The 26042-nt window shown below is 67.9% G+C and carries 14 protein-coding genes and 1 pseudogene; 11 read left to right on the top strand and 4 right to left on the bottom strand.

Annotation, left to right across the window (positions count from 1 at the left end):
• Positions 1 to 12 precede the first annotated feature (12 nt).
• The 10 genes and pseudogenes from EV284_RS02050 (at position 13) to EV284_RS02005 (ending at position 16010) form a co-directional block, all read left to right on the top strand.
• A complete protein-coding gene (locus EV284_RS02050) occupies positions 13 to 1806 on the top strand; it encodes a type IV secretory system conjugative DNA transfer family protein (RefSeq protein WP_130329643.1) in 1794 nt (597 codons plus the stop codon).
• A 53-nt stretch (positions 1807 to 1859) separates the two neighbouring features.
• Positions 1860 to 2459: a hypothetical protein gene (locus tag EV284_RS02045; RefSeq protein WP_130329641.1), complete on the top strand. Its 600-nt coding sequence runs from the start codon at positions 1860 to 1862 to the stop codon at positions 2457 to 2459.
• A gap of 220 nt (positions 2460 to 2679) precedes the next feature.
• The gene (locus EV284_RS02040) at positions 2680 to 3537 is read left to right on the top strand and encodes a hypothetical protein (RefSeq protein ID WP_130329639.1); all 858 of its coding nucleotides are present in this window, start codon (positions 2680 to 2682) and stop codon (positions 3535 to 3537) included.
• Between the two features lie 117 nt (positions 3538 to 3654).
• Positions 3655 to 4527: pseudogene (locus tag EV284_RS02035) on the top strand (hypothetical protein).
• A gap of 5 nt (positions 4528 to 4532) precedes the next feature.
• Positions 4533 to 5804 carry a DNA cytosine methyltransferase gene (locus EV284_RS02030; RefSeq protein ID WP_130330973.1) on the top strand — a complete coding sequence of 424 codons (1272 nt, stop codon included), beginning with the start codon at positions 4533 to 4535 and terminating at the stop codon, positions 5802 to 5804.
• Positions 5804 to 6922 (top strand): DnaB-like helicase N-terminal domain-containing protein, encoded by a 1119-nt coding sequence (locus EV284_RS02025; protein WP_130329637.1) that lies wholly within the window; start codon positions 5804 to 5806, stop codon positions 6920 to 6922. Before EV284_RS02030 ends, EV284_RS02025 begins: the two co-directional genes overlap by 1 nt.
• A 63-nt stretch (positions 6923 to 6985) precedes the next feature.
• The gene (locus tag EV284_RS02020; RefSeq protein WP_242625514.1) at positions 6986 to 8479 is read left to right on the top strand and encodes a DUF317 domain-containing protein; all 1494 of its coding nucleotides are present in this window, start codon (positions 6986 to 6988) and stop codon (positions 8477 to 8479) included.
• A 285-nt stretch (positions 8480 to 8764) separates the two neighbouring features.
• On the top strand, positions 8765 to 10063 hold the full coding sequence (locus EV284_RS02015) for a hypothetical protein (RefSeq protein ID WP_278045802.1): 1299 nt from the start codon (positions 8765 to 8767) through the stop codon (positions 10061 to 10063).
• A complete protein-coding gene (locus EV284_RS02010; protein WP_130329633.1) occupies positions 10060 to 13368 on the top strand; it encodes a hypothetical protein in 3309 nt (1102 codons plus the stop codon). Before EV284_RS02015 ends, EV284_RS02010 begins: the two co-directional genes overlap by 4 nt.
• Complete coding sequence (locus EV284_RS02005) at positions 13368 to 16010, top strand: DUF3962 domain-containing protein (RefSeq protein WP_130329631.1); 2643 nt, start codon at positions 13368 to 13370, stop codon at positions 16008 to 16010. The genes EV284_RS02010 and EV284_RS02005 overlap by 1 nt, the downstream gene beginning before the upstream one ends.
• A 268-nt stretch (positions 16011 to 16278) precedes the next feature.
• Here the strand turns inward: EV284_RS02005 and EV284_RS02000 are convergent, their stop codons facing one another.
• Positions 16279 to 16695, bottom strand: coding sequence for a peptide deformylase (locus EV284_RS02000; RefSeq protein WP_242625513.1), 417 nt, complete (start codon positions 16693 to 16695; stop codon positions 16279 to 16281).
• Positions 16696 to 16925: 230 nt separating this feature from the next.
• On the opposite strand from EV284_RS02000, the gene EV284_RS01995 reads away from it, so the two are divergent.
• Positions 16926 to 20213, top strand: a complete 3288-nt coding sequence (locus EV284_RS01995; protein ID WP_130329629.1) for a class I SAM-dependent DNA methyltransferase — start codon at positions 16926 to 16928, stop codon at positions 20211 to 20213.
• A 614-nt stretch (positions 20214 to 20827) separates the two neighbouring features.
• Here EV284_RS01995 and EV284_RS01990 read toward each other — a convergent pair.
• The 3 genes from EV284_RS01990 to EV284_RS01980 all read right to left on the bottom strand — a co-directional run bounded on the left by EV284_RS01990 (position 20828) and on the right by EV284_RS01980 (position 25791).
• A complete protein-coding gene (locus EV284_RS01990) occupies positions 20828 to 21718 on the bottom strand; it encodes a DUF5655 domain-containing protein (RefSeq protein WP_130329627.1) in 891 nt (296 codons plus the stop codon).
• 681 nt (positions 21719 to 22399) lie between these two features.
• On the bottom strand, positions 22400 to 23377 hold the full coding sequence (locus EV284_RS01985) for a hypothetical protein (RefSeq protein WP_130329625.1): 978 nt from the start codon (positions 23375 to 23377) through the stop codon (positions 22400 to 22402).
• A 371-nt stretch (positions 23378 to 23748) separates the two neighbouring features.
• Complete coding sequence (locus EV284_RS01980; protein WP_130329623.1) at positions 23749 to 25791, bottom strand: ATP-binding protein; 2043 nt, start codon at positions 25789 to 25791, stop codon at positions 23749 to 23751.
• Between the last annotated feature and the right edge of the window lie 251 nt (positions 25792 to 26042).

The raw sequence follows: 26042 nt of genomic DNA, 5'->3' as shown, positions 1-26042 counted from the left end.
AGCACGTAGCCCTTGCCCCCTTCCTCCTCCAACAGCAACACCGACGGGTACGACGTCGTTCTGCGCCTCCTCCTCGGTGTACTCGCGATCGTCGTCCCCCTCGCCCACTTCGCCTGGCTGTCGGGCAACATCACCGCCTACCTCACCGGCGCCGACTGGGCGCCGTACCAGCCGACGGCCGCCCTGCTCCACCCCATGCAGGTCTGGCCCGGCATGGGAGAAACGTCCCTGCTGATCGGCGTCCGCATCGTGCCCGTCCTTCTGCTCCTGGGCCTCGGGGCTGCGGTCGGCGTCGTATGGGCCCGGCACAAGAGCCGCAGCGGCGGCCGGAAAAGGAAGATCACCGACATGGCCAAGGCCCGGGACATCGAGCCGCTGATGGCCAGGGCGATCACCGACAAGGCTCGCTCCCTGCGTCCGAGCCTGAAGGACGCCAAGAGCATCGACGCGAAGGACACTGGCATCCTCCTGGGCAACTTGCAGGGCACCAAGCACGAGGTGCGCATGGGGTTCGAGGACGTCGCCGTCGCGATCATGGCGCCCCGGTCCGGCAAGACGACCTCGCTCGCCATTCCCTCCATCCTGCACGCCCCCGGACCGGTGCTGCTCACCAGCAATAAGGCCGCCGGCGATGCCTTCACCACGGCCTACGAAGCGCGGGCGACGGCGGGACGGGTGTGGACCATGGACCCGCAGCAGATCGCCCACGCTGTCCGCGAGATGTGGTGGAACCCCCTGGCCAGTGCGACCACCCTGGACGGGGCGAACCGGTTGGCCGGCCATTTCCTCGCGGCGAGCGTCGATGCCTCCCAGCAGGGCGACTTCTGGTCCAAGGCCGGCAGCAACATCCTGTCCCAGTTGCTGCTGGCCGCGGCTCTCGACGAGCGGCCGATCACCGACATCATGCAGTGGCTCGCCTTCCCCGCCGACCGGACCCCGCTCGACATCCTCCGTGATCACGGTTTCGCCGCGGTCGCCGCCCAGCTCAAGGGCACCGTCGAGGGCCCGCCCGAGACCCGCGACGGCATCTACGAGACGGCCCGCCAGTACGCCGCCGCGCTGCTCAACTCCGAGATAGCGGCCTGGGTGACGCCGCAGAAGGACGTCCCCGAATTCCAGCCGGCGCAGTTCGTCACCTCCACCGACACGCTCTTCCTGCTCAGCAAAGACGGAGGCGGCGGCGCCTCCGCGCTGATCGCGGCGTGCGCGGACTCGGTGATGCGAGCCGCGACCGCCCAGGCCGAGCGCGCCGGCGGACGCCTCGACCCGCCCATGCTGGCGGTCCTCGACGAGGCCGCCAACGTGTGCAAGATCAGCGACTTGCCGGATCTGTATTCGCACCTGGGCTCGCGCGGGATCATCCCGATCACGATCCTGCAGTCCTACCGCCAGGGCCAGAAGGTCTGGGGAGACGCCGGCATGGACGCCATGTGGAGCGCCTCCACCGTGAAGGTGATCGGCTCCGGGATCGATGATCCAGATTTCGCGGACAAGCTCAGCCGCTTGATCGGCGACCACGACGTGGAGACCACTTCGACCTCGCACTCGGAGTCCGGCAAGTCGACCTCGGTGTCAATGCGGCAGGAGCGGATCCTGCCCCCCGACGCGATCCGCGCCCTGCCCAAGGGCACCGCCCTGTGCTTCGCCACCGGCATGCGGGCCGCCATGCTCGACCTGCGTCCCTGGTACCTGGAACCCGGCGCCGACGCGCTGTCCGCCGCCTCCGCCCGTGCCTCGAAGGCCATCACCGCTCGCGTCATCGCCAAGCACGCACCCCAGCAGAGCGATTACGACACCGCCTCCTAGGGCTGCCGCGGACCCCTCGATCACGCCCACCGCCCCCTGCCCTCCGGAGCACCATGTCTCTCATCGACCATTCCGTTGTCTTCATCGGCTCGACCGGCGACGGATGGACCTTCGTCGTCCTCAACCGCCCTATCCGCAATGCCGCCCGCATCCTGACCGGGGCGGGATTCACCGCCCGCGAGCACCAGGGCCGCACCCTCTACCTCCTGCCGCCCGAGAGCGCCGAAGACGCGCACGAGCGCGCCGGCATCGCGGCCTACGGGCTCCTTGCCCACACCATGGACTTCGTCGACCTCGCCTGGACCACGCGCCTGCACGGCGCAAGCCCAGCTGCCCAGCCCGACGTGACCATCTCCTTCATCGACGGCACCGTCACTGCGACCGCGGCCACAAACGGAGCCCGCGCCGTCCTGGCCCGGCACCGCTTCACACCCTCAGCAGGCGGCTCGTTGTACGTGCTTCCGGCCGACCTCAGTGAACGGGCCGTCGTCAGCGCCGTGGTGCAGACCGAGGCCCACCTCCACGCCGACGGCATCGGCGTGCGCATCGACCTCGGCTTCGCCACCCTGCAGGACATCCCGCCAGCACCGTCATGCCCTGGTGCCGCCCCCTCTCCGCCGTCCAGCACACCGGTCAAGCGGCGCAGCCGCTGACCACCATCCCTCTCACCCGAAGCAGCACCATCCGCCAGATCGACCTTCCGTTCGAGATCTCCCGCCTGCGGCAACTCGGCAGCGACTTCGAGCACCGCTGCCTGGCCCCGCCGCGTCCCGCCGACGGCCCCACCGTGCCGATGCCGCCGTCTTCCGCCCCGCGGCCCGCGCGCCGGCGCTGAAGCGCAGCCCCTTCGCTCCTCGCTGACCTTCCCCTCTGATGACGACACCGTCCGCCCCCGACGACGCGCCCCTGTTCGACGTGGACGTGCTCGCCCCGCCGACGCCCGTGGAGCTGCTGCTGGCGCTCGCCGGCCTCTACACCCGGCACAACGACCGGCTCGACCTCCTCCTCTTCGGCCGTCCCCCGCACCCCGACCCGGATGCCTGCGCGGCATCCGCTCACCGTCTGGACCGCGAGACCTTCGCAGCCATCACGGCGATCCGCCAACAATCCCTGCCAGCCATAGAACCGGTCACGGACGCCGTCGTACGGCTGAAGCAACTCGCCCACCTGACCGCCGGCGCCACCCGCTACCTCACCGCCGCGCAGCAGGTACAGCCCCCGCGGGACGCGGAGCACACCCGCTTGGACCCCCGGAGCGGGTTCGCCCGCCACGTACGGCTGGCCCGCGAACTCACCGCGCTTGCGCCCCTCACCATCACCGACTCCGCCGTGCACATCGCCGCCAGGCTGCCGACCAGGGCCCGCAGTACCACCACCGTCCCCGGCATGGACGCGGAACGTCGCGGTGCTCTGCTAGACGTCGCCCGCGGCCACATCGCCGTCACCGGCCACGACGGCCACCAGCGCGTCTACCCCCACAACACGGCGGTGGACGCCGAGATGCTGCGCCACCTGGAAGCCGATGGCCTTCTTACCTGCGAGCCCGCCTCCGCACCCCCGCTCTTTCACGGCGGGCCGCCGCGCGACCGCGCCCGCCTGACCGCCCTGGGAACCCGCGCCCTCAGCACGGTCATCGTCTTCCCCCACTACCTCAGTCGGCCGGCCGGCAGCACCGCCCCCATGCCCGCGCCCGCCCCCGGTGCGCCCGCCACCGCCCGCACCCGCCGCTGACAGCACCGCCCGCGCCCCTCACCGCCTGCCGTCTCCTCGTTCACGCAAGGACATCCGATTCACTCCTCTCCCACTCACATATGCATTTCGCTGGGTGCCGGTATTCAGTCCAGCGTCATGCTCGCCCTGTCCGCCAACGGCGTACTACCCAGGGCCGATTACGCCATCTTCGCCGACACCGGCTGGGAACCCCGCGCCGTCTACCGGCATCTCGACCGGCTCGAACGCGAAATAGCCGAACCAGCCGGAATACCCATCCTTCGAGTCTCGACCGGGAACATCCGCAAGGATGCCCTCGACCCCGCGCACCGCTTCGCCTCCATGCCCCTGTACATCCTCAACCAGGACGGCAAGCAGGGCATGATCAGGCGGCAATGCACCGGGGAATAAAAAATCAAGCCAATCAAGACGAAAGTCCGGGAGATCCTCGGATACCCATACCCGCTGCGCATCCCGAAGGGCGTTTTCGTCGAGCAGTGGGTCGGCATCTCCACCGACGAATTCCACCGCGCCAAGGATGCCGACGTCAAATACATGCGCAACCGGCACCCGCTCATCGATCTCAATTGGTCCCGCGCGGACTGCATCCGCTACCTGACCTCCATAGGGCTGGAAAATACGCCAAAATCGAGTTGTTTGGGTTGCCCATTTCACGGAAATCAGCAATGGAGAAATATCCGGGATACGAGCCCTGAAGAATGGGCGGACGTCGTCGCCTTCGACGCGGCTATCCGCCAGGGCAACGCCCGCGCGAACGCCGCCGGGAACCCGCTGCTCGGCCAGGCGTTCCTGCACCGCTCCCGCGTGCCGCTCGATCAGGCCCCCATCGATCACGTCACCGCCGCAGAGTGGGCAGCGCGTCAGCAGGAACTCGACGACCAAGCAGCCGTGGTCCACGAGCTGGAGAACGGTGTGGCCGACGGCTGCTCTCCCTGGGTCTGCCGGGGTGAAGCGGAGCCGGTACAGGGCGACTTCGGGCTGGCTTCTTGAGACGGATCATCCTCGACCTGTTCGCCGGCCCGGGCGGCTGGAGCAGAGCACTGGGCGTCCTCGGCGTGCGCGACGTCGGTCTGGAATGGGATGAGTGGGCCTGCAAAACCCGTTCCGCTGCCGGGCAGTTGACGGTCCGGACCGATGTGGCGAGGTATCCGACGTGGCCCTTCATCGGCCGCACGCGCGGGCTGATCGCCTCCCCTCCGTGCCAGGCATGGAGCATGGCCGGCAAACGCCTCGGCCTGTTGGACCAGCCGCTGGTACACGCGGCGGTCGAGGACCTGGCCGCCGGACGTGACACCCGCGAACGCCTCCTCGCCGCGTGCCGCGACGAGCGCTCCCTGCTCGCAGCCGAACCCATGCGCTACCTAAACGCCCTCAACACGGTCGGCGAGCCCGACTGGGTCGCCATGGAGGAGGTACCGGACGTCCTGCCCCTGTGGAAGCAGTACGCAGCCGTCCTGCGCGGGTGGGGTTTCTCCGTCTGGTACGGGATCCTCAACGCCGCCGACTTCGGCGTTCCACAGACCAGGAGGCGGGCCATCCTCCTCGCCTCCCGGGTCCGTACGGCACAGCCTCCCGCACCCACGCACTCCCAAGTCGCCGAGCCAGATTCACTGTTCGGGCCGGGCCGCGCCCGTTGGGTGAGCATGGCCGAGGCCCTGGGATGGGGTGCGACCGACCGGCCCGTTCCCACCGTCTGCGCCGGCGGCGGACCTGGCGGCGGACCCGAACCGTTCCCGTCGGGCTCCCGCAAGACACTCTCCGACGCCCGCGAACGCGGCACCTGGTTGCCCAGGCCGGATGGAGTGGTCCTGCAGTCCCGCCGCGAAGGCGCCAGCTGGAGGGCCCGGCACGGCACACGCGAGAACCGGGCCGCTGACGCTCCGGCGCCGACGTTCACCACCGAGGCCCACCGCTGGTCCTGGTCCCTGCGCAGCAACAACCAGGCCAACGCCACCGTCCGTCCGCTGTCCGAGCCGGCAGGCACGCTGTTCTTCGGACACCGCGCGAACGAGTGCACCTGGGTCGCCGAACCCGCCTCGGCTCTGGCCGGGGACATGGACGCGCCAGCGGTGCCGGAGCCGATCCGCATCACAGCGCGCGAGGCCGGCCTCTTGCAGACCTTCCCCGCCGACTATCCCTGGGCCGGCAATAAGGGTCAGCAGTTCTCGCAGATCGGCAACGCAGTACCGCCGTTGCTCGCTGGCCATCTCCTTGCCCCGCACCTCGGCGTCGCCCTCGATCCCGACGACTTCACTCTCGCTGCCTGATGCCCCACGCCCCCGAACCCGATGAAGACGACTTCGACGCCATTGCACGGCCGCAGCCTGTCTTCCACGTCGAGCAGGCCCTCCTCGGCGCACTCCTTCTCGATCCGCACCGTCTCGGCGACGTGACCGGGATTGCAGCCGACTCGTTCTCCACCGCCACCCATGCCGCAGTCTTCGCTGCGATCAGCACCCTGCCTCCGCCCGAGCCCTCCGAGCACGCGAAGAACACCACATGGCTTAACCAGGTGCTCGCCACAGGCCGCGAACGGGTGCGCGGGTTGACCGCCTCCGACCTGCACGCCTTCATCCAGGTCTGCCCCTGGCCCCGCCACGCAGCGGCCTATGCGCGGATGGTCGAGGCCGAACACGCCCGCCGCCGTCTGCAGACAGCCGCAGAACGCCTCGTCCAGACCGTCCACGACGCCTCCCTCCCACACCCCATCCAGACGGTGCTCGCCCAAGCCGACGCGCTCACCACGGTCGTGGACGACATCGCAGCCCGATTCCCACCGCGCTCAAACGTGCTGCCCCGCTCCCCGGCACCGCCACCAGCCATCGCGCCCGACCGCACGGAGGCGGTCGAGGAAGAACAGCTGCTGCTGGCTACCGCCACCGCCTACCCCTCCGACATCGAGTCCGTCCAGTGGCTGCTCCCCGACGACTTCACCCTGCCCCTGCACGCCGGCCTGTGGCAGTGCCTGACCGCCCTGGCCCGGCGCCGCGAGCCCGTCGACCCCGTCACCGTCCTGTGGGAGGCCCAACAGCGCGGCCTACTCGACCACGGAAGCGATCCGCGCGAGGTACTCCGCCTGCTGGCCGAACCGGCCGGTTCCGTGGAGCACTGGGGCGAACGCGCCCTGCAGCGTTCCCTCCTGGCCACCGCCGATTACACCGGCTGGCGCATCGAGGCGTACGCCAGCGACCCGGCGAACACCCCGTTTCAGCTCGTCGTCGGTGCCCGCCGCTCCCTCGCCGACATCGGCGCCGTCCGCACCCGCTGGCAGCACGCCACCGGAATGGTCCCGACGCCACGACCGCGACCCGCGCCCGCCACCCGCGCCGGCCCGCCGACCACCACAGCCCCGCACACCGCCCGCGCGGCGCGAGCAACCCGCTAGCGCCCGGCACACGCCGGTGGCCGGACCCGAAGGCCCGGCACCGGCAGAATCGACGACACCCACGTGACTCCCCCCATCGACGCCCATGTCCACCTCGACACCCACCCCAGCCATACCAGCGCCGTGATCGCCGTCCTTACGGGCAGCCAGACCCACGTTGCCCACTTGGGTCTGGAAGCAGCCGACTGGACCGTCGTCGCCGACAACACCCTGGTCCTGGTCCGCATCGACCACGAGGAGCCCTACTGGGCGCAGGAAGCAGCCCAGCACCTGGCCGCCGAAGGCATCAACGTCGAGATCACCCCTCGGCTCCAGGAGGCCATGGCCGAGGAATGGACCTGGGCGAACTATCCGATGCCGTGGTGCACCCGCAGCGAAATCCGCGAGGTCTCCAATCAGGCGCAGAAGCTCCACGACGACATCCGCCACGGCCATCTCCTCATCCACGCCCACGCCCACGACGGCCACACCACCGTCGCGGTCGGCACCTACCTCGGCCGCAACGGCAAGTCCGTCTACCTCCACGGCGAGGACCACCTGCGCCAGGTAGCCGACACCTTCGACTCACCCGCCCAAGCCCTGCTCGCCTTCGAGAAGGTTCACGCTGCAGATATGCGCCCCGGCCCAGCGCCTCTGACCGACACCGAACGCGCCGCCGCCGAAGCCCGCACCCCGCTCGTCCTCATCGCGGCCAAGCCTGAACCGGCCCGCCCGGAGCCGGAGACCGTTCCGGTCTACCTGGCAGATGCCGGCGACCACGATGCCCTTCTCGACGCATTCCTCGCCGCGCACGGCGAGTGGGAGAAGTGGCGCACCTGGACCGACGACACCACCCACGCCATCCACGAATCCCAGACCCTGCGCATCGAGCGCGTCCACGAAGCCCTCCCCCGCGAGACCGCCTGGACCGTGGCCGCGTACGAGACGCCCGTCTCCGACCGGATGTGGCACCTCACCGCGACCGGCACCACCCCCGCGCCCGTGCTCCAGGCCATGCTGCACCACCTCGCTGAAGGCGACGGTTTGGACACCGCTATCGGTAGCCCCGTCGACGAGAAGACCGTCACCGCCGCCACGAAGCCCCTCACCGACGCCGGATGGAAGCACAACGTCGACGGACGCTGGATCCGCTGGACGAACCTGCCCGGAGACGTTGGCATCCAGTTCGACGCCGTCGCCGCCCAGAGACCGCACAGCCCGCTCGTCACCTGGACCATCTGGGCCGGCCCCAGCATCGACCACCCCACCTGGACCGTCACGGCATCCCCCTACGCCCCCAGCTCGCTGCTGGCCGACCTCGCCGAGAGCCTCGCCCACGGAACCGGCACCCGCCAGACCAACGCCGCACCGCGCGAGCGCCGCGCGCGACTCGGCACCACGCCACCGGCTATCCGGTCGGCGACCGGGGTCCACAGCTGCCAGGCGTCCTCGGCGAACGTTGGTGTCGCGCACGCGGTGCAGGGTTTCGATTCTCCAGTGGTCGCGGACGAGGGCGGCGAGCTACGCGGTCGCCAGCCTGCCCGGCGGCCAGGCTGGCGACCGCGTAGACGGTCTTGACGGTGGTCGGTTTGGTCTTGCGGTTGGTGCGCCGACGCATGATCTTCCCCGGCGCAGACCTTGATCCGCCGGATCTCGCGGTGGCCGTGGCCGGTGCCGCGGGTGCGGCCCTGGAGCGGGACCTGACTCCATGGAAAGCTCATGAGTTGCTGACGGCGCTTCATAAGAGGAGTTCTGACGACCAGTTCGCGAGACTGCACAGCAATCGAATGCGCGATCGAGTAATCGAGTGTCAGTTCGCATGAAGAAGTGCGTTGTCAGTGGGGTCCGGTATACCGGTCGGCTATGAGTTTTGCTCAGGAAGCCGCTGCGTCCTCCTCCGGCCGTACGCAGCCACAATCGGTTGACAGCGACTCCCCAGATGACCACCGCACGGCTGCTGCGGTCCCTGCATCGCGGGACGCCGGCCTCGGCGGAGAAAGAGACCCACGGACCGCTCAGGACGACTACCTGCTGTTGGAGCTTCTGTGTGCCGCCTTAGCGAAAATCCGCCTCGAACGACAGCGGGCCTGCGTTCAAGCCCGCGGCACGGACGAGTCGGGGCCATTGCCGCGTGCCTGGCGTGACGCACGGGGCCGCTTGTGGTGGAAGGCGCAGTCACTGGGTTTGGATGGGCCCGGCAACGACCTGGAACTGTTCGACTGGTGCCGTCACCCGCTGGGATCGTGGCCTGTACCGCTGTCCCTCACCGAAGGCGATCTCGAAGCGGTGCTGCTGGAAGGTGATGCCCTGTCTGAGTTCGCCGAGCAGGCGGCAGACCTGATCCAGCACGCTGACGTCGAGGCGGAACTCGTTCAGAATCAGGTCTTTGCCGCCCTGATGCTGTGTGCCCGGATGAACGGTAAGGACGACGACGCTGTCCAGCGGGTCTACTGTCGGCTGCGGCGCCTGCTGATCGACCATCCGGTGCTCAGCGACCGCGAGGTCCAGGCGCTGGCGCGGGAACTCCCGGCAGCGGACTCCGACCATGACTCGTTCCTGGCGAAGTTCGTCCGCACCGCCTACGTCCACCACCCGGTTCAGGCGCCCGGGAAAGTTCGCCTGCGGCGCTGTGCAGACTGCCGGAATCCGGTTGACGACGGGGCCGTTGGCTGTGGGGCTCCCGGCTGTGCAGGAGTGCCAGAGGGGTACGAGGTGGCGTGTCTGGGCGCGTATTGGACCCAGCACCGGGCAACCCGCCAGTTCTTCCACGACCCGGGACTGCTGGAGGGACGGCTGCTGGACCACCTGGGCGAACTCACCGACGGCACACTGCACGTCGAGGACTGGCCGTGCCTGGACGCGTGGGATATAGCGTTGACGTTCAAGGCCCAGAAACCGGGTGCAGAGGCGGAGCGCTGGGCCGTCGACGCCAAGGACTGCTCAAGCCCAGCCCTACTCGCCCGAGGCTTTCGCTGCGATCCACGCGTGCCGGCGCGGCGACGCATCATCGTCATTCCCATGCACCGCCTCAGAACTCCCGGCTACCGCACGGACCTTCAGCGCGAACTGCAGGGCCGCGTTTCCGGCGTCGAAGTCCTCGACGAGAAGACGTTCCTGCGGCAGGCCACCGTCCGTGCGCGTCAGGCAGGAGGAACGCGATGAGGGACACCCGCGCCTGGAGCAAGCCACTGGTCAAGGAACTGGCGGACGACAGCGTGCGCCCCCTGCTCGGCCCCCTCAGGCCGTGGGAGATCTGCGCGCTGGAGATGGGCCTGTCGTTCCTGGACGACCATCTGCCCGGCCAGGGCGTCGGCGCGCTGTGGCCGGTCCTGTCTGGATACATGCGCCTGGAAGGGGACCTGGGCCCGCAGCTGCGGACCCTGCGGGAGGTGATGGGCCCGCTTGCCAAGACCGGGACCATGAGGGAGAAGCTCGATCAGTACGTGAAGCTGCCGGTACAGGTGCGAGGCTTCGAACCCTGCGACATGCTTGGCCACAAGCCGGAGTTGTCGACCGTGTTCACCCGCCGGTCCACCCCGTACGCAGCGGCCCGTCATGACCTCTACCGTCAGACGCTGCAGAAAATCGCCCCCTATCAGACGGCCTCCTCATACCGGCCGGCGCCGCCGGGTTCGGTGTGTTCCTTCGAGCGGGCCGACGGCAGGCGGGAACAGGTCCGCGTCCCCGAGACTCTCATCCCGGCGCCGGCGCCCGCTGTGCTTCACGCAGCGGCCTCCCGAGTGCAGGAGCCCATTCCGCTCACGCGGGATGACTTCCAGTGGGCTGCCGCACAGATCGACAAGATCCTGGAAGCCTATCCGGAGATCGAAAACCGGGACTTCGTCAAACGGTTCGAGCAGATGGAAGCTTTGCTGGCCGACCACGCCGAAGGTCGTCTCCTCGATCAGCAGTGGCGGATGACCATTGACCGTCTCTGGCACGTGGTCGGCCTGATGAACAGCGGCAAGTCCACCCTGCTGGACCTGATCGCCTTCATCGTCGCCCGCCGCGGCGGCAAGGTCGGGTTCGTCCTCGCCTCCGGCAGCGACGTGTTCGCCAAAGTCAGCTTCCTGCAGGCCCTGGACATCGATGCCGTGCCCATCTTCGGACGCACCCGGGAAGGCGTCCACAAGGACCGGTTCTGGCGCTCCCTGCTCCACGACGGCGAGACGACATTCCCCAGTGGGCTGGACCCTGCCGCGGCGTTCGCCGACGACCAGTGCTACCTGGAGGAGCTGCGGCTGACCAGCAGGACCGACCGGGCCCCGCTGCCCCGCGAGGAGCGGCCCTGCACAGGCCGTCTCACCGTCGTCGGCGAGAGCGGGCGTCGAGACTGCCCGCTTCTGTCCCAGTGTCCTTCGCATACCGCGGCACGCAAGGTTGCCGAAGCACAGGTGTGGGTGACGACCGCGGCGGGCCTGGCCTCGACGAGGATGCCTCAGTCCCATATCGAGGTCCGCGTCGCCGAAGCGGCACAGCACCACCTGTCCGTCCTGCTCGTCGACGAAGCCGACACCGTGCAGCAGCAATTCGACGACCGGTTCCTGCTGCACGAAATCCTTTCCCAGCCCGGCAGGGGCTGGAGTCACCGGGTAGGCGACCGCATCGGGCAGCGGCTGGAGCACTCCTGGTTCCTCGATCTGCTGAACCCGGAGGTGACGGCTGGCGACAAACATTTCCGTCGGCACGATCAGGCACTGACCGAGCTGTACCGGCTGGTCATCGCCTCTGGTGCGGACGCACTGCGCGACGTCATCGCCGAGGGACCGTTCACCGGCTACAGCCTCATGCGGCGCTTGACCCGCAGCCTTCACGGCCTTGGTGAACGGACTGACTTCACGGACAAGGCGGAACAGGAAGAAGCCGCCGACTACTACTTCGAAGAGCACTTCGCCTCGCTGCTCTCCGCCCCGTTCCAGGCTCCTGCGGCGAACTGGGCCGAGCTGATCGAGGCGATGACGGCAGCCCACGACACTCGTGTCTCGGCCCAGGAGGCCGCAGAGGCATGGATCACGACACACCAGCCCGCCATCGACGAGGCGAAGGTCCGAGGCACGCTGGCGGAGTACGCACAACTGCTGCAGGCCGGGGTGTGGGCCGCGCGAATCACGACCTCCTTCTTCGAAGTCGCCCAACGGCTGCACGCCATCAGCTCCTCCCCGATCGGCGACGGAGAGGACTTCTGGAGCCGGCAGCCGCCACGTGACCTGATGCCGTTCGTGCCCGAACAGGCTGCCGGGAACCTGATGGCACTTCAATGGCAGCCCAACCCCGGTGGTGACAGCGGGTCATTCAGCATCCTGTGGCTGCGCGGGGTCGGCCGCTGGTTGCTCTACCACCTCCATGATCTCCTGACAGCCGAGGGCATCAAGGGACCGCATGTCGTCCTGGCCTCCGCCACCAGCTGGATGCCCGCCTCGCCCCGCTTCCACCTGGACGTCGCCCCGAACCTGGTACTCCGGGAGCCGGCCAAGGCCAGGGCGGCGCTGAAGGAGAGCAAGATGTTCTTCCGCCCGCCGCGCTACCCCGACGGCCGTCCCGTCTTCACTTCGGGCACCGGCGGCGACCCCATTCGCCATGCCCACGCGCTGCGCACGGCCGCCGACTGGATCTGCAACCCGGCCCCCGGTGCGCGCGAGTCCCTGCTCCAGCAGGCCCGTCTGCGGCTGGCCGACGACCGTCAGCAGGTCCTGTTCACCGTGCAGAGCACCCGCGATGCCCAGACAGTCGCCGACTACATCAACCACAAGACCCCGTACACGGCCCTGCACGTCATTCGCGACGACGACCCGCCCACCCGGCACAGCATCCCGAGGCGCCGCCTGCCCACCTTTGCCGCGTCCGACGCCGACATCCTGGTTGCTGCCGAAGGCGCCGTCCAACGCGGCCACAACATCCTCAACGCCCGCCGCGTCGCAGCCCTCGGCGCGGTGTTCTACCTGGCCCGCATCCACCCACCCGCCGACGATGCCACCTTCCCGCTGTCCCTGCTCAGCCGCGAGGCGATGCGCCGCCTCCGCGACCCGATCGAGCTGGCCGACCCCTCGGTCGATCCCGTCGACCTCGCACGCAAACTCCGCCACGGCGAACGCCGCCGCTGGCAGCAGCGGGTCGGAGAGCCGGTCCTGTTCTCCCGCCTGACCGACCCGGTCGAACACGCGGCGTTCGTCGGCAACTTCCTCGTCCCGCTCCACCAGACAATCGGCCGCGGCATCCGTGGCAACGAACCGGTTCTGGTGTACCTCTGCGACGCTGCCTTCGCGCCCCGCACCGCCACGCTCGACGAAACCGCGGCCGACACTCCCCGCACGAGCGTGATCGTCGCCGCCCAGCAACTCCTGCACGGTTGGCTCACCGATCCAGGCCCGACCGCCACCGCGGCACAGCGCCTCGACCATGAACTCGCCCACGCCTGCTGGGGCCTGGCCTCCCATCTCCTCGACAACATCGACTGGGGTCACCGCTGATGCCCGCCTACCGCGCCACCCAGGCCACCGTGCTCACCTTCGCTACCGGGGCCAGCTGGCCCGTCACCGGCTACCGAGCGACCTGCCCACCGGGGATGCTCAGCCTTCTGCAGGACGCCTGGGAAGCCCGCCCCGGCCGTCGAAAGCGCAACGGACCCGACAGCCTGCCCACCAGGTCGCTGAGGGACTTGATCACCCTCATCGACCCGGAGATCACCTCCGTGCACTGGGACCCTCGCCATCCGGCCTGGCTGCGCGCGCGGACCGAGATCGACCCGGATCTGCTGCTGATCGCGCTGTCGGCATGGGCCTCCGCTCATGTGGCGCCCCAGGTGCCGGACACCGACTGGTACGGCCGTCTCGAAGGCGCCGGACAGTTCGAATGGATCCCCGAAGACCTCGACCTCGCCCAGCACGGCCTTCATCTCAACGGCACCGCCAACCCTCCCGCGCACGTCTTCGACCTCCTGCCCAGCCTCGTCGCCGAACATCTCACCACCACCGATCTTCAGCTCCTGGGCCACCGCCGTGACCTGCGGCTCGGCCCGACCCAGGCCGACGGCCGCCGCGCCCTGCATCTCGGCCAGCCGGAGCCCCTCATCGATGACGACGGCGCGGCCGGAGCCAGCGTGGACGTCCTCACCCTCCACCTGGAAACCGTGCCGGGGGTCCCTGAAGTCCACCTCCACCTCGACCTGGGCATGACCCGCTTCGCGACGAACGCGCTCGACTACATCCCCCGCCGCGGAAACGGCGACCCCACCGCCAGCGTCCTGCTCTCCGCCAAAGAGGGATTCATCCACCGCCGCGAACGTCCCATGCTCCTGCAGAGCTCCGTCATCATCCGCCGACGCGGACAGGACAGCTCATGGACCTGGCAGCCGGGCGTCGCCAGCATCCTCGCCCGCCTCACCCACCACGAGCCGCCCAGCCTCGACGAACTGCGCGCCGCCCCGGGCAACGCGGCGGCTCAGCCCTTCGCCGCGCACATCGTCCACAGCACCGGCATGACCTACCGCCATCCGAACCAGGACGGCGCCCCGCCGGCTCGTGCCACCCACGACCACCCCGTCGGCCACGGCTACCAGCCCCGCGACCATATGGAGGTCCTCACTCAGGTCGCCCGACAACTGGAGGACAAGGGGCTGGTCCCCCTGACGCCCAGCCCCAAGGCACGGACCCGGTCGAAGACACGCCTGCCGATGCATCTGCCCGACTCCCCCACGTACGAACTCGAAGTCTGGGCCTCTTCCGACCGCACCTGGCAAGGTCTACAGACAGCCGCCGCCGACAAACTCGGCCTGACTCCCGCCACCTCAACAGCGGCGTGCGCCAGCTTCACCGGACCGATCAACCTCACCCTCCACCGCCACGACCCGCAAGACTTGACCGCCGGTCTGCCACGCTCCACCGAGTCAGACCCGGCAGCCCGGCGGGCCGCCTACGAAGCCAGTGAGGTCGAACGCACGGCGCGAATCACCCGTGCATTCCCCCGCCTCGCCCACCCCATCGCCTGCATCGTGGAGATGGAAGGCGCGGCCTACTTCTCCCGCACACACCAGCGCGACCCCAAAACTCTCTTCAAGAAAGTCCTCCCGAGCCTGCGCCGCAACGTCCAGGGCCTGCGCCCCATCCCGCCGGCCAACCCCAATCCCAGCAAAGCAGCCCTCGCCAAGCGTTTCCCCGGCACCGACTTCGCGACCACCGACATCGAGCGCGCCACTTCCGCCCTCCGGGACGCCCTCCGCCAGGCCGGACACCTGCCCAAACTCCCCGCCCCACCCGGCATCGAAGGCCCCTTCGAGCTGATCACCGTCTGGCTCGCCCCCGCAGGCGAGCGGATGCTCGTGCCCATGCTGATCCGTCAGCACACCCACGAGGAACCCACGGCACAACTCATGACGACGACGGGCAGCCCCACCGAGCGCCCCATGCCGTTGACCGCCCTACCGGAAGCCCTCGTGGCCGGCCGCGGACGCGTGCCCCGTACCGCACGCGCGGCCCTCGCCGAATTCCTCACCAACGCCCTGTCGCTCGACTCCACCGCCAATCGCCTGCTGCTCGTACGCCGCGCCCGGACGAGCGACAAGGACATCTGGCCCTGGCTCCAGGACAGCCGCATTACCTTCGACCAGCTCGTGCTGCCGGGCATCGACCTCACGGCCCCCAACGCGGACCCAGACCGCCGTAAGCCCGGCGACCAACCTGGCCTGCGCATCATCCGGCTACGCGAGCGCAGCGATCGCTCTGCGGTGCCCAGGGCTTTCGGTGTCACCCAGGAAATGGTCAGCGCCGGCGACGACACCGACGAACTGATCCCCGCCATGCGTCACGGACGATTCTCCGGCCTGGTCGAAGTCGGGGAACGCGCCTTCTGGGGCATCAACCCGCGCCCCGATCAGAACCAGACCCCTCTCACGCTCACCAAGTTCGACCCGGCCCAGACCGCCAACCGGACCTGGACCTGCTCCAACCCCACCTCCCTGGAGATCGTGCCCGCCTTCCTCCAAGACGGCGACAACCCGGCCGACTGGGCCATGTACGTCCAGGCCCAACGACGCCTCCACGCCCACACCGACATCGCCACCACGTGGCCCGCCATCGTCCACCTCGCCGAGCTGATGGAGGAATACATCGTCTGATCGGCCAGCCCATGCCGCTGCTGACTGGTCAGGTCACACGCGCTAGCCGGATGGGTATGAGGCCATCCGGCTACGCGTCACCGCACCCAGGTAGATTCCGCCGAAAGCCGCCCAGGTAGCAATGGCGGATTCTTCGGCGGGCCGTTGTCGTCACCGTACGTACCGCAGCGGCCATGCATCCACGTCGCGGACAGCGGACACACAGATCGTCCCACGTCATTGAGGGTCCTCCCCGCGCACGTCCTCCATCGTCACTGGGAGCTCCGGGTCAGGAGTCGTACGCCCATGCCCGGCCGGTCTGCCGGTACTCCTCAACGCGGATAGGCAGAACCCCTGACTGCATACGATCCGTGTACAGCAGGCCGTCGAGGTGGTCAATCTCGTGCTTGACGAGGCGGTCCAGGCCGCGCTGGTAGACGTTGGTTACCGTGGCACCGTTGAGGGATGTGGTCTCCACGGTCATTCTCAGAGGGCGAGACACCTTCCCTCGCACGTTGAAGAAGGACAGGTACCCTTCGTACTGCTCATCGCTCTCCTCCGACACATCCGTGACACGAGGGTTGAGGACGACGATGGGGCCAGCGCCGAACTCGGCAGGCTGAACGACAGCAGCAGCACGGGTAATGCCGATCTGAGGCGCGGCGATCCCCAGCCCTTGGTGAAGGTGTGCACCTGGGCGATGCACTCTATGAACGCGAAGAGTTTGTCCACAACACGTTCCGCTCCATCCCGCTCGGCGGGAAGGTCGAAGGGACGTGCCAGCTCACCGAGGATGGGGGCGCCCGCCTGGACGACCCCGAGGTTGCGCGTCTACTCGCTGGGCCCCTTGGCGCACCAATCATCATCACGTTTGTCACGGGGTGAGATGATGACCCGCGCCCGGCTGGTGGGTGGCCGCCGGGCCTGGGAGGGTAAGTGGCTGGGGTCGAAGGCCGAGCGCTGGTGGATGCCTGCTGGGCTGTAGCGGATCTACTGCGGAGCAGCATGCCGGCCCATCAGTACCGCAACGTGATACTCCCATTCACCTTTCTGCGCCGGATGGACTGCCTGCGCCGGCATGAGGTGGGCCTGGGGCTGAAGGTGACGGCCACGGAGGGGGAAGGCGGCGTCGCGGCCGCAAGCTCGGACTCGGCGCAGGCCGGACTGGACGAGACAGCCGGAGCTACGGACACTCGGGACAGCCTCGGCGGATTGCTCACGGCGGTTGCCGAGGCGTCACCGGATGCCGAGAAGCTGCTCGCCGACGCACTGGAGGGCTTTGCGCGAGTTTTCTCCGCCGAGGTCGTGGAAGTACTGGACGCGTTTCAATTCGCCGCTGAGGTACAGAGGCTGGCGAGCGCGCGTGTGCTGCGTGGCGTTGTGTCCGGGTTCGCAGAGCTCGATCTGAGTCCTGATGCCGTCTCCGACCAGGAGATGGGGTCGGCGTACGAAGAACTGGTCTGGCGTCTCGTCGAGGCGGCGCCGGAGCGATCGGGCGAGCACGCGAGCCCCCGCGACGTGGCCACGCTGGCCGCCAGACTGCTGCTCGGCCCAGACGCGGCGACGCTTGACCGGACGGGCCGGCCCATCGCCGTCCATGATCCGTGCTGCGGCACCGGGGGCATGTTCACCGCCGTCGAGGACTACCTGCGCGGCCTGGACAGTCCCCCCGAGGTGAGGGTCTTCGGCCAGGAGATCAACCCAGAGAGTTATGCGATCGCCCGCTCCGAACGCATCATGAGCGGCACGGATGCGGCGGGCATCTGCTATGGGAACGTCCTCAGCGACGACAGGCACCGAGGCGAGACGTTCGACTATCTGCTGTCGAACCCTCCGTGGGGGGTGGAGTGGCGACGGACACACAGCGAAGTGAAGCGCGAAGCTGAGGAGTTGGGCTACGACGGCCGCTTCGGGGCGGGGCTGCCGCGTATCAGTGACGGTTCCTGGCTCTTCGTGCAGCACATGGTCGCCCGTATGCGGCCTCCGGCCGAAGGTGGCGGCCGGGCAGCCATCCTGCTCCCTGCCATGACGCTGAACCGGGGCGGTACCGGATCGGACGAGGCGAAGCTCCGGCAGTGGCTTTTGCAGAACGACCTGTTGGAGGGTGTGGTCGCCCTGCCCACGCATCTGTTCGTCAACACCGGTCTCTCCGCGTCTCTGTGGCTGCTGTCCAACCGCAAGCCGCCCGGGCTGCGGGGCAAAGTCATCGCGTTGGATGCCCGGGGCCACTTCGCGACCCTGCGCGGGACGCTGGCGAGTAAGCGGCACTATCTGACGGACCAGCACATCGCCCGCCTCGGCGAGCACTACGAGGCCGCATACGGGGGCAACTTGGGGGAGCGGCAAGAAGCCGATGGTGAGGACGGGGCGTTGCTCCTCGACGTCGATGACCTTGGCTATCAGGAGGTCACGGTCGAGCAGCAGCTGCGGCAGTACTTCGCAGTGAGCGACGACACCGTCAGCGATGCCGAATCCTGGCCGACACGTGCATCCTTCGACGGAACGGATGCCCTGGTGGGAGCACTTCGTGCGTTGAACGGGCAGAACTGGCCCACCTGGAACGCGTTCGAGGGCGCCTTCTCCATGGCCCTGAAGAACGCAGGTCTGTCGGCGGAGCTCCCGCGTTCATTGTCGCGCCGGGTACGACAGGCGGTGGCCGTATCGGCCCCGGAGGGGGAGCTCCAGAAGGACACGCGGGGGCGTCCGCTACCGGATCCCGAGCTGCGGCACAAGGTGCGGGTGCCTCTGGGACAGGATGTGGACGAGTTCATCGAGCAGGAGATCGCGCCCGAGTACCCGAACCTGTTGCGCGATCAGATCGGCGTCGAGACCGGCTACGCGTTGCCCCAGGCCCCCTTCCTGTTCGGCGTGCCCGGTACGGGCTTCGGTCCACTGTCCACGGTGGCACGGCGCGTGGGAACCGGCTCACCCGGTAGGCGGCCCACGGGCCTGCCTCTGCTGAGCGGCCGAGACCTCCAGACGGTGGCGACCGCGGCGGAACTCTCGGAGTCTGCCCGGCCAGGGCAGGCTGTGGCCATCTGTACCGGCGGTGACGTGGTGGGACTCGCGGGCAACTGGCGTGTGTTGCCTGCGGAGTTCGGGGACGCCGTGACCGGTCTGACCGTGCTGCGTCCTATCGGCAACAACGGCCGAGCCTTGTGCGAGTGGATGCGGACTCGGGCGAGCGAAGAGGACGGCCCTTACTCGCGCGTGTCCATGAACTCGCCCGTGCCTGTCGAGCTGATCAAGGACCCTGAGTTCAACGCGCATCTGGACGACCTCGACCACGGCAGAGCGGCGCTCGCCGTCACGACCTCAAGAATCCTGCCGAACGTGTTCCAAGGTATGCAGGCTGGTCTCGACGAGATGCGCCGTGTCGCCAAGGCATCCGCATACGAGGCGCGCATCATCGAAGAACTTGTCCAACCGCTCGGGGACCCGGTCCGACGGGCCGAGTGGACCTACCCGTACCACGTCGCGGCGCTGGCCCGGCAGTACCGCATCGCCACGACGTCGGCCCATCGCAAGGATGCTCTCCTGAAACTCGCGGAAGGCGTGGCGCGCTGTGTCGGGGTGCTTGCCGTCGCGGTCCAGATACACCGTGACCAGGGCTACGTTGACACCCTTCGTAGAAACAGATCCCTCTCGCAGGGCGGTGCGACCTTCGGGACATGGGAGAAACAGATCGAAGCCCTGGTCAAGGCCGGGCCTATCCCCGAACTTCCGGAGCTGGAGGGCTCCCTGGACCCTGGTGGGGTGCTCGGAACGCTGCGCGAACTGCGCGGGATGCGGAACGACTCCAGCCACGCGAGCAGGGTGCAGCCGGAACACAAGCTGGAGCGGGAGGTCGAGACGCTTCAGCCGCTGGTCGTGGCGGCCCTGGAATCGGTGGGCTGGCTGTCCGCCCTCCGCTGGGAACTGGTCGACACCTGTGCGTACGCCGGGAACGGCGGATTCACCCTGATCGGGCGACGTCTCCAAGGAAGCCATCCTGACTGGGAGCCTTTCGAGCGCTCGTTCCCCGACACCCTCGACCCAGACCGCATCTACGTGGAGGGCCCCTCATCCCCGCGACCGTTGCCGTTGTGGCCCGTGGCACGGGCCGAGGTCTGCGAGGACTGCGACGCACGGGAGCTGTTCCTGTTCCACAAGTTCGACAAGACGAGCGGGTACATCACAATGCGCTGCGGCAGGGATCACAAGTTCCCTCGGGACGACACCTGAAGTCGTGCCACGCCCGCGGCCCTGGACTCCAACGGGTTCGCGCGTCGGGCACCCCCGCTGAAGCGGTGGCCGACGAACTGGTCGCGCCCGGACTTGCCTTCGAACCGGACCGATGTCAGTGCGAGAGCCGGGCATCCACGAGTAGGCGCGCACGATGAGCACTCCGTCCCGGCGTCACTCGACGAGTTCGGCCGGGACCTGCCTCCGGGCGCTTGGCCCTGCCCCGACACATCGGCTGGGGCCCGCACGACGAGTACGACCTAGCCGGCGCACCGTCGACTGACTCGCATCAGTCGGCGGGGTCAGTGACGGCTTCGGTCTCCTCCCTTCCCCCCCCGATGGCTCAGGGAGGATGCGGGCTAGCATCGCAGGCCGCCCGGCACCCGAAGCACCGCTAACGATTACGGCGAGCTGATGACGGCTCGGGCATGTGAACGCAGCCTGATTCAAAGCGGGGCAACATAGCGCGGGATCGCCGGTTGGTCAAACCGGCGATCCCGCCCATCATTGATGGTCCACCGCCATTACCTGCCCGTACGTCGGAAGGCACGACCACCACGACATCCAAAGGAGCCCAACCCCGTACGCCTTCACGTCACAAACACACCGGACGGCTACGCCGCCGCGTAACTGGCGCGGAAGAGGTCCACGGCCCGCTCCATGTCCCGCTCGGAGCGCAACTGCACCTCCAGGTCGCCCGTGCCGTGGTGGCCCAGCCCCGTCACATCCCGAGTGAAGCCAGGTATGAGGTCGACCTCCTTCGGGTCGGCCTTCAGATAGACGAGGAGCTTGGTCTTCTGCGGCGGGCAAACGCAGGCGAAGTTCCGCAGGCGCTGATACGCCCGGTACTGCTTCCGCTGCACCCGGCTGACGCCGTCCCCGAGGCCGAGCAGCACCTCATCAACCGCCTCCGCCAGCTCCGCCAGCGAACCGTCCTGCTCTCGAGCGGGCGGCAGCCCGGCCGCGCTGCGGCGAGCCCGCCGCGCGGCCGGCGTCCGCCCGGTGACGGAAGCCACGGTCTCAAGTCCAATCAGGTCCTTGCCGAAGAACCGGTAGCGGACCAGGTCGATGCTGCGCCTGTGCTCGCGTACGGCGTGCCCGTCGTAGCGTGTGAAATCGCCGGCGACACAGATCAGCCGAGGTGCGCTCCACAGCACCTGGGACGCGGCCGATACCCCGAGTCGGTCGCGTACCAGGTACCGGAAGGCGTCCTTGTGCGCCATCAGCCACGCCATGTAATACAAGCCCTGATTGATCACGCCGGCTGCGGTGCCGCGCTTGAACTCCACGACCACCGGCGCCCCGTTCTCATCGAGCCCCAGCGAATCGATCCGGCCACCGTCAGCGCAGTCGATGACGTACTCGCTCGCCAGGAACCGCACCCCCAGCATCGTCTCCATGTGCGCCTCGACGAGGCCCTGCACATCCGCCTCGACCTCGGCAAGACGCGGCATGACCTCCGTCACGCCGCCATTCGTCGTGTGAAACAGCTTCAGGCCCGGCACCTTCCCCTCCTCGGCTCGAAGATCGAGAACGCAGGAGAGGCGTAGATCTATTTCCGCGTGGGCGCACCGAACAGGTGAGGAGATGTGAGACGGTGACCACCTGGCACAGTCGGGTACCCCTGCATCCCATCCGTCCCAGAGGGGCCCTCGTCCCACATACGTCCCACAAAACCCCTGACAGCGTGTCAGCAAGGAAGAACGTGGCAGGTCAAAGCACCTGCCGACGAGATGCGCCAGGCGCCTTCTAAGCACCTGCTACACAAGGCATCCCGCACCTCTTCCCCGCCGGCCTGCGGCATGCCTCCGGGGCCGCGCCGGCGGCTGAGCACACGAAGGGCCGGCAGCCAATGCGATGCTGTCGGTGTTGCCTGCCGGCCGGAAGATGGCCGTGGGCGCAGGTCAGCAGGTGAACCAGGACGGCGAACAGCACGAAGACGGCCGCCGCTCCCCCATGGGGCGAGGCGGTCGGCAGGGCGCCTGAATCTCAACCTTACAGGTACGGGCTGTAGTTGAACTAAGCACATAGAGTGCGCATGAAGGAGGAGGGTGTGCCCAGCCCGGATCCGGTCGTGGGTCATCACTAGGTCCTTGGTCGCGAGCACCGGTGGTGTAAGACGCACCCCTGGCCGATTCCCGGATCGGGTCAATCGGATCGCCGTACCCTGACCTCCGACTACACCGTCAGAAGTTGGCCAGGCGGATCTCGTAGCAGTCGCCACACATGTCCATGTCGGGGACGAGTTCGGCGGCCTGGTCACAGAAGGTGCAGACGCCTTCGTATGTGGACCCACAGTCGAAGCAAATCCAGGAATCCTCTCCGGGCGAGCTGGCCAACGGAGTGCTGATCACGGAGTAGGCGCCGCAGCTGCTACAGCCGTTGAGGTCGCCGCCTCCGTCGGTGATGCTGACGTGCTTGCTGGAGCCGATGAACTCCCACGCGGCATACTCGCCGGTGCCGTACTGCCTCGCGCACAGGAGGCAGGCGAGATCCTGGGCTCCTGCGTCGAGTACGACGGTGAACTGACCGCAGGAGCGGCACGAGGCCGTCGAGCTCTCATAGCCGTCCAACCGACTGCGCAGGGTCTCCATGCGCAGGGCGAGGAAGTCCGTGAGGTGCTTGAAACCGTCGCGTACCTGCTCCATGTGCTGCTCAACCGACCATGCCTCATCGGTCTCGTGGACCTGGGGCAGGATGTCGGTGTTGATGAAGCCGACCAGCAAATCGAGTACGGGAACGGTGCGCGCCTGTACGGCGAGGACCGTGTCCTTCAACCCGAAGTGCATGATCCGGTTGCGGAGGCTGCCCAGGGCCCTGAGGCCAGCGTCCTCCGGATCGATCGTGCTCTCGATCCGCACAGTGTCACGCAGACGTTCGATCGCTGTTTTGACGCCGCAGCTTTTGAAGTCACCGGCCTCGTGCTTGCGCTGGTCGAACAGCTCCACCTTTGTCCACACCAGCGCCGGATCGTGCATCTCCAGCCGGGCCTTCAGCAGCGTCTCAGCCGCAGCCTGGAGGTGCAGGACCGCGTACTTCATATCGCGCGGTCCCGGCTGCCCGTCGTCACCGGACAGTGAGCCGACGGCACTCACCAGGAAGTCGAGGCCGTTGACCAGAGCGGGGAAGTGGAGGTCTGCCGGTTGCTGCCCGGTACCGGTCACCAGCGAACCCCGTACGCCTTGTCGTCTTTCACCCTCATCGCCCTCCCCCTACGTCAGGTGCCGGATTCTCCGGGAAGAGTACCGGCGAAGGGCTGCCCCACCTCCGGGACAGCAGACGTCTAGAATGAGTGAGGGACCCTGCAAGCCCCTCATGTGTCACCTGTCCACCTGCATCCTGTCCACCACGCCTCCCCTGATCGCGGTGACCACGCTGGCCAGACATCTGCGCGGGGCAGCACAGTAGTCCTGTGCCGACGGATGGGCACGGGGCGACTCTGCACGAGCGGCCCCTTCCGAGCTCTCTGAGGCCAGCCGGAGCATCGACGCCTACTGATCCTCCGGGGGTCGGATGGAATAGCTCCACTCATTAGTCAGCTGGAGGGGAGACCGAGTTTGTCGAAGAACGCCCGGTTGCGTTCGGTGGCGGCGTTGACGAGACGGTCGAAGCTCACTACTTCGATGTATGCCTTGCACGGCTCATTGAAACCGAAATAACCCATGCCGTCATGGGTGGGCCGCAGGCCCGCGTATTCGCATCTGTCCACCATCGTCTTCGTGAGGTCCGCGAGGACATAGCAGAAGGCAGGTGCCTCACGCGTCGGGGGGATCGGCCGCCCCAGCGCGGTCTTCACTCCGCCGGCGCGCACACGCTTCACGTACTCCAGGCACTGCTGGATCGGGTCCTTGTCTTCCGAGGCGTCATTGCGCATCGGCCGTTTGACCTCGATCACGACGATGGACGGCAGCGGGAGCGTTCCCCCTTCCGCGGCCAGCACCGGCGAGCCGACGAGCCGAGTCGCGAGCAGGTCGGGCTCCCTCGTCGAATTGGAACCCGTGATCGGCATGCTCTTGAGCGTCTTGTCAGAGGCGAGGTAGTCGTGGAACGCGAGCCTTTCGTCGATGATCCAGAGGTTGGAGGCATCGGTGCCGATCTCGTTCGAGTCGGTCCGCATCGGCATGAGCAGGGAGTGGATCGCGTCCTCCTTGCTATACCTACCCTGGTCGTCGGACCTGATCTGCCTTGCGAGTACGTCGAGGATCGTTCGTCGGCGCGAGACGTAGGCGGCCAGGTCCGACTGGTTGATGTCGGTCACTGTGTTCAAGTACCGGGCGAGCCGTTCGTCGTAGCCCTCCGGTTGGGCGGAGCCTGCTTCGCCCAGGACGGCGTGGCCCTCGGCCAGCGCGAACGCTTCGAGCTTCTGGAGGTTGCTGTGCAGCAGTAGTTCGAGGTCTTGGTCCTTCATGGACGGATCCACGGATACGCCGAGCTGCTCGAGTCGCGACAGGACGGGCCGGTATCTCGGAGCACGGTTGCTGACGAACTCGTGGACCCGGACCTTGCCCTCCTCGCGTGCTGCGCTGAGCGGCCCGGCGAGGATGCTTTCGACCTCCTTGAGCACGCTCTCCCGGATGTCGTCCATCGACACATCTTCGATCAGTGGGGTGCCCGGCACACGTTCGCTGATGTCGAAGGCCGTACGGTCGGCGCGGACGTGGCTGTCCAGGAAGTCGGAGGACAGGTAGCAGACGTACGTAAACGGGGAGGACTCCGCGTCTTTGAGCCTTCCGTAGAGCCCTGGCACCCTGCTGGTGAGGTTTTCCTCCACCACCACACGGTTCGCAGCACACCAGTACAGCCGTGGCGCGAGATTCCTCGGCGAGGACTTCAGGCGGAGGCTCACCATCTCAAACCTCTCCCCCTTGACCTCGATCGATGTCCTTTGCATGTCGGAGTACACGAAGTCGTGCATGAGGCTATTGAGCGAGACCGCCCCGTCATCGTCTGCCACCGTGATGTCGGGCGCGCCGCCGGGACGCAGGAAGTACCAGATGCAGTGCTCGAATACCTCACGGGCAATGGCCTCGACGGTCTTCAGCGCGCTCTGCTGAAAGGGCCTTTTGAACCCGTCGAGGCTCACGGTCGTGCCGACCTCGGCTGGAGTGTCCGCTTCCCCGTCCGGCTCAACCTCTCCCTGGACGGAGAAGCGGAACTGCCGCCCCTTGAGGCATCCGGCTTCGTCCTCGTAGGCGCTGCGGACCGTGACCCTGTCGAACGCCTTGAGCCAGAGCAGGCGCCCCACACCGCGGCAGCCCATGTCGGCCTTGTGGTCGCTGTCCAGCGTCTCGAACGATGTCATGTTCTCCGGAGTGAAGCCCACTCCGTTGTCCTCGACGCTGAAGCCGACTATGGGCTTCAACGCCGCGCGTCCTGGGCCGACATGGCTGAAGTCGAGTGCTTCCTGCTGGCTGCGCCGGATCCTGATGCTCAGACGACCGGGCTCCATGTCGTCGCCGAACCGGGCGTCGATCGCCTGAATGCCGTTGACCACGGCCTCTAGGAGCGGCAGAAGGGCATGGCTTTTGGGCAGGCTCGTATTCCGGACCCGGCCGGCCAGCGACGTGGTCAGCGCCATCGTCTTCCTCCTCGCTCCAGGCCGCCCACCCTATCGGCCGGGCTGGAGCAAAGCGTGCTGGGCGGCCGAAGTACCGGCGAAGTGACCTGCTCGCCACGGCCCGCCGCTGAACCTGCAGTCTGCCGCCCACGGCTCCGACTGAAGCTGCCAAGTGCCTGGCTTGATGTCCCGCCAGCTCGCAGAACCTAACCTGCCCGGCGATCCGCCTGACACACCATCAGAACGAGCGTCAAATGAGCGTAACGAGCGTC

Source organism: Streptomyces sp. BK022, from assembly GCF_004217355.1.
Classification (GTDB): Bacteria; Actinomycetota; Actinomycetes; order Streptomycetales; family Streptomycetaceae; genus Streptomyces; species Streptomyces griseoluteus.
The sequence above is the reverse complement of the archived record's forward strand: the minus strand, read 5'-3'. Positions and strand labels throughout refer to the sequence as shown.

Coding starts and splice junctions, on each gene's coding strand:
- EV284_RS02045 (WP_130329641.1), top strand. CDS start 1,860: ATGTCTCTCATCGACCATTCCGTTGTCTTCATCGGCTCGACCGGCGAC.
- EV284_RS02040 (WP_130329639.1), top strand. CDS start 2,680: ATGACGACACCGTCCGCCCCCGACGACGCGCCCCTGTTCGACGTGGAC.
- EV284_RS02025 (WP_130329637.1), top strand. CDS start 5,804: ATGCCCCACGCCCCCGAACCCGATGAAGACGACTTCGACGCCATTGCA.
- EV284_RS02015 (WP_278045802.1), top strand. CDS start 8,765: ATGAGTTTTGCTCAGGAAGCCGCTGCGTCCTCCTCCGGCCGTACGCAG.
- EV284_RS02010 (WP_130329633.1), top strand. CDS start 10,060: ATGAGGGACACCCGCGCCTGGAGCAAGCCACTGGTCAAGGAACTGGCG.
- EV284_RS02005 (WP_130329631.1), top strand. CDS start 13,368: ATGCCCGCCTACCGCGCCACCCAGGCCACCGTGCTCACCTTCGCTACC.
- EV284_RS01980 (WP_130329623.1), bottom strand. CDS start 25,791: ATGGCGCTGACCACGTCGCTGGCCGGCCGGGTCCGGAATACGAGCCTG.